This window comes from Methyloceanibacter marginalis, assembly GCF_001723295.1.
GTDB lineage: Bacteria > Pseudomonadota > Alphaproteobacteria > Rhizobiales > Methyloligellaceae > Methyloceanibacter > Methyloceanibacter marginalis.
Genome location: NZ_LPWD01000305.1, coordinates 1 through 4,161 on the forward strand (window position 1 = coordinate 1; position 4,161 = coordinate 4,161).

At 65.8% G+C, this 4,161-nt stretch carries 3 protein-coding genes and 1 pseudogene; 2 read left to right on the forward strand and 2 right to left on the reverse strand.

Annotated features, from left to right (window positions below):
• Window positions 1-1,508 (forward strand): annotated as a pseudogene (locus AUC71_RS11355) (ABC transporter ATP-binding protein); the annotation flags it as partial.
• Window positions 1,509-1,704: 196 nt separating this feature from the next.
• Here the strand turns inward: AUC71_RS11355 and AUC71_RS11360 are convergent.
• Together AUC71_RS11360 and AUC71_RS11365 are read right to left on the reverse strand one after the other, a co-directional pair.
• Window positions 1,705-2,511, reverse strand: a complete 807-nt coding sequence (locus tag AUC71_RS11360; RefSeq protein ID WP_069624357.1) for a C40 family peptidase — start codon at window positions 2,509-2,511, stop codon at window positions 1,705-1,707.
• Window positions 2,508-3,926: a leucyl aminopeptidase family protein gene (locus AUC71_RS11365; RefSeq protein ID WP_069624358.1), complete on the reverse strand. Its 1,419-nt coding sequence runs from the start codon at window positions 3,924-3,926 to the stop codon at window positions 2,508-2,510. Before AUC71_RS11365 ends, AUC71_RS11360 begins: the two co-directional genes overlap by 4 nt.
• A gap of 81 nt (window positions 3,927-4,007) precedes the next feature.
• On the opposite strand from AUC71_RS11365, the gene AUC71_RS21260 reads away from it, so the two are divergent.
• Window positions 4,008-4,161 (forward strand): thioredoxin domain-containing protein (locus AUC71_RS21260; RefSeq protein ID WP_483127807.1); only part of this gene is annotated, 154 nt, incomplete at its 3' end.

Genomic DNA, 4,161 nt, shown 5'->3' on the forward strand with positions numbered 1-4,161 from the left:
GTGGGCGAGTCCGGCTCCGGCAAGACGGTGACCGCGCTATCGATCCTCCAACTCCTCCCCTACCCGGCCGCTTCGCACCCCTCCGGAGCGATCACCTTCAAGGGCGAGAACCTCCTGGCGCTGCCGCCTGACGGCTTGCGCCATGTGCGGGGCAATCAGATCTCGATGATCTTCCAGGAGCCGATGACCTCGCTCAATCCGCTGCACATGATCGAGCAGCAGATCGCCGAAGTGCTGAAGATCCATATGGGCTTGTCGGGCGCCGCGTGCCGGGCGCGCGTCTTGGACCTCCTCAACAGGGTGGGAATCGAGGACCCGGAAAGCAGGCTCGGGTCGTATCCCCACCAGCTTTCGGGCGGACAACGCCAGCGCGTGATGATCGCCATGGCGCTCGCCAACGAGCCGGACCTGCTGATCGCCGACGAGCCGACCACGGCGCTCGACGTCACCATTCAGGCGCAGATCCTCGAATTGCTGCTGGAGCTCCGGGCCGAATTCAACATGGCGATGCTGCTGATCACCCACGATCTCGGCATCGTGCGCAAAATGGCCGACCGGGTCTGCGTGATGCATGACGGCGTCATCGTAGAGCGCGGAGCGACTCACGACATCTTCGACCATCCGAAGGACGACTACACCAAGCACCTGATCGCCTCGGAGCCCAAGGGCTCCCCGCCGCCGGAGAACGCCAGGGCCAGGACGATCCTCAAGACCGACGACTTGAAGGTGTGGTTCCCGATCAAACGCGGCTTCCTGCGCCGAACCGTCGGCTATATCAAGGCGGTGGACGGCATCGATGTGGACGTGAAGGAAGGCCAGACGCTCGGCGTCGTGGGCGAGTCCGGCTCCGGCAAGACGACGCTTGGGCTCGCGATCCTGCGCCTGATCTCGAGCGAAGGCCCATCGTCTATCTCGGCGACCGCATCGACGGCTACGACTCCAAGAAGATGCGCCCCTTGCGGAAAGACCTGCAGATCGTCTTCCAGGACCCGTACGGCTCGCTATCGCCTCGCATGTCCATCGGCCAGATCATCGAGGAGGGCCTCGATATCCAGAACCCTGGCCTGTCCCGCGATGAGCGCGACGCGCGCGTGTCGCGTGCGCTGAAGGAGGTGGGCCTGGATTCCGCGCTGCGTGACCGCTATCCGCACGAGTTCTCAGGCGGGCAGCGCCAGCGCATCGCCATCGCGCGGGCGCTGGTGCTCGAGCCGAAACTGCTCATTCTAGACGAGCCGACCTCGGCGCTGGACGTTTCGGTGCAGGCGCAAATCGTGGACCTGCTGCGCGACCTTCAGAAGCGGCACAAGCTCGCCTATCTCTTCATCAGCCACGACCTCAAAGTGGTGCGCGCGCTCGCCAACTCGATCATCGTGCTGCGTCACGGCAAGGTGGTGGAGCAAGGCCCGGCGCAGACCGTGTTCGCGAGCCCGAAGACCGATTACACCAAGGCGTTGCTCGCCGCGGCCTTCGAGCTGGAGGCCGTACCGGGCGACGCCGTCTCGACCTAGGGAACCAGACGCACGGCCTTACGTTTATACGTTGCAGTTTTGGACAACGGAGGACGTAAGAATGCGCGGAGTTCTGTTGTGGCTGATCGGTATTCCGATCCCCATCATCATTCTGCTCTACCTTTTCGGCGTCCTCTAGCGCTCCCCCCTAGCGTCACGGCAAGCGCCGGACGCCGGTTACCTCGAGCCCGCCGCCTCAATGCGCGCGCGGGGCTTCGTGGAACCGTTCAAGCACAACGGCCATGTGATACGCATTGGCGTGGAGGAAATCTTCGCCGCTCGTCATGATGCCCACATGCCCGTCCCAGAACACCAGGTCGCCGCGTCTCAGCGTGCCGCTCTCCTGCCACGCGATGAGCTCGCCCGCTTCCGCCGCCTGCATATCCGCGTCGCGCGGCACCTTATAGCCGGCGGCGGCGGCGGCAAGCTGCACCAGCCCCGAGCAGTCGAGCCCGACGCTGGTCCGTCCGCCCCACAGATAGGGCGTGCCGAGAAAGGCCTCGGCGACCGCGACAAAATCTTCCGCATGTTGGTCTAGAGGCACGACGTGGCTGGCATAGACGTAGCCGCCGCCCTCAAGCTTCAAGTACCGGCCGCCGTCCTCGGCAACGGCGATGCGCGCATTGAGGCTCAGCATCGCCAGCGGCGGCGCCTTGGAATCCGGCGCCGGAAAGACGTAGGTGCGCAAGGCGGAGACGCGGTGGGTGGGCGGCGCCGCTATGGGAACCAAACCCGCGCTCGGCAGGTAGCCGACATAGCCGTCGTGATCGAGCTGGACCCAGGCCCAGCCCTCGCGCTCGTCATAGACGGTCACGGTCTCGCCGTGGAGCGCCTCGGTGTCGAGCATCGCATCGAAGCGGGGCTCACGCCGCACGGGCAGAGACGCGGCACCGACTTGACGGGGCTCGCCCGCGACATAGCGCGCCGCATCTACCTGCCCGCGCAAATGCTCGGCGGCAAGGTCCGCGCGATAGACGTGACGGCGCGGGTCGTGGCTGCTCACGAGCCGAGCTCTCGGCGGAAGAACTGGAACAGCGCACGGGCCGCCTGCGGTTCGCCGCCTTGCGGCCGTCCTGGCTGCTCGCGCGGCACCCAGCCATAGATGTCGAGATGCGCGAAGCGCTTGGCCTCTTTCACGAAGCGCTTCAGGAACAAGGCCGCGGTTACCGAACCTGCAAACGGGCCGTCCGAGATGTGGCTGACGTCGGCGACATTGCTCTTGAGCAGCTTGTCGTAGGACGCCCAGAACGGCATGCGCCACACAGGATCGCCAACGGCGAGCGCGGCCTCGAGCACCTTGCCGGCAAAGTCGTCATCGTCGGCGTAGAACGGCGGCAGCTCGGGTCCGAGCGCGACGCGCGCGGCTCCCGTGAGCGTCGCGAACGTGACGAGATAGTCGGGCGCCTCCTCGTCGGCAAGGCTGAGGGCGTCCGCCAGCACTAGGCGTCCCTCCGCGTCCGTGTTGCCGATCTCGACCGTCATGCCGTTGCGGCTGGTCAGAACATCGCCCGGGCGGAAGGCGTTGCCGGCGACCGAATTATCGGCGGCCGGAATGAGCACACGCAAGCGCACCGGCAGCTTGGTCCGCATGACCATGAGGGCGAAGGCGAGTGCCGATGCGGCGCCGCCCATATCCTTCTTCATCAGGCCCATGGAGCCGCCGGGCTTCAGATTAAGGCCGCCGGTATCGAAGCAGATTCCCTTGCCCACGATGGTCACTTTGGGTGCGCGCTCCGCGCCCCAGCGAATGTCGATGAGCCGGGGAGCGCGGTCGCTGGCCCGGCCCACGGCATGGATCATTGGAAAATTGTCGGCGAGCAGGGTCGAGCCTTCCGTCACCTTGACCGTGCCGTCGAAGGCCTTGGCGAGCTCGCGCGCCGCGGCTTCGAGCTCGGCGGGACCGAGATCGCTTGCCGGCGTGTTGATGAGATCGCGGCCGAAATAGAGCGCTTCCGCCAGCGCCAGGACCTGATCCCGGTCCGCGCCCTCGGGAAGCACGAGGCGCCGCGGCGCCTTGTCGTTTCCGGATTTGTAGCGGGTGAAGCGGTAGCAGCCGCCGAGGAAGCCAAGCGCGGCAAGATCCGGATCGGGCATGGGACCGGCAAAGCGATAGTCACCGGCGGGCAACTTCCCAGGCAGGGCGCCTGTGAGCAAGGGTGCGTCCTTCGCCCAATCGGCGCCGCCCGTGCCGAACAGGACCTTGCCGATGGCCCCCGTCTCGTCGGGTACCGGCAGCACGGCACCTTGGTCCGGTTTCCAGTCCCGCGCCTCGGCCCAGCGGCGTTCCAGATCGCTCAATCCCCCGAGATCGTCGTCCGAGGCGACCGGCACGATGGGGATGGCGTCGGTGCCGCGCGCAAGCAGCAAGTCTTCGAGGGTGTGGCGTGTTGCGTCGAGCGTCGTCGCTTTGGAAGGCATGAAAAGATCCGGACGTGTCTTGAAGGAGCCGCGCATTAATGGCAGGGGAGCGGAAACATGACAATGGCGGAAGGCGGAACAATGACAGGGACAGGCTACACGCTGGTCATCGGAGACAAGAACTACTCGTCGTGGAGCTTGCGTCCTTGGCTCGCGCTCAAAGCCTGCGGGGCCGCTTTCGAGGAAGAACGCATCCACCTGCGGCAGGCTGACAGCAAGGCCGAGATCTTCCGCC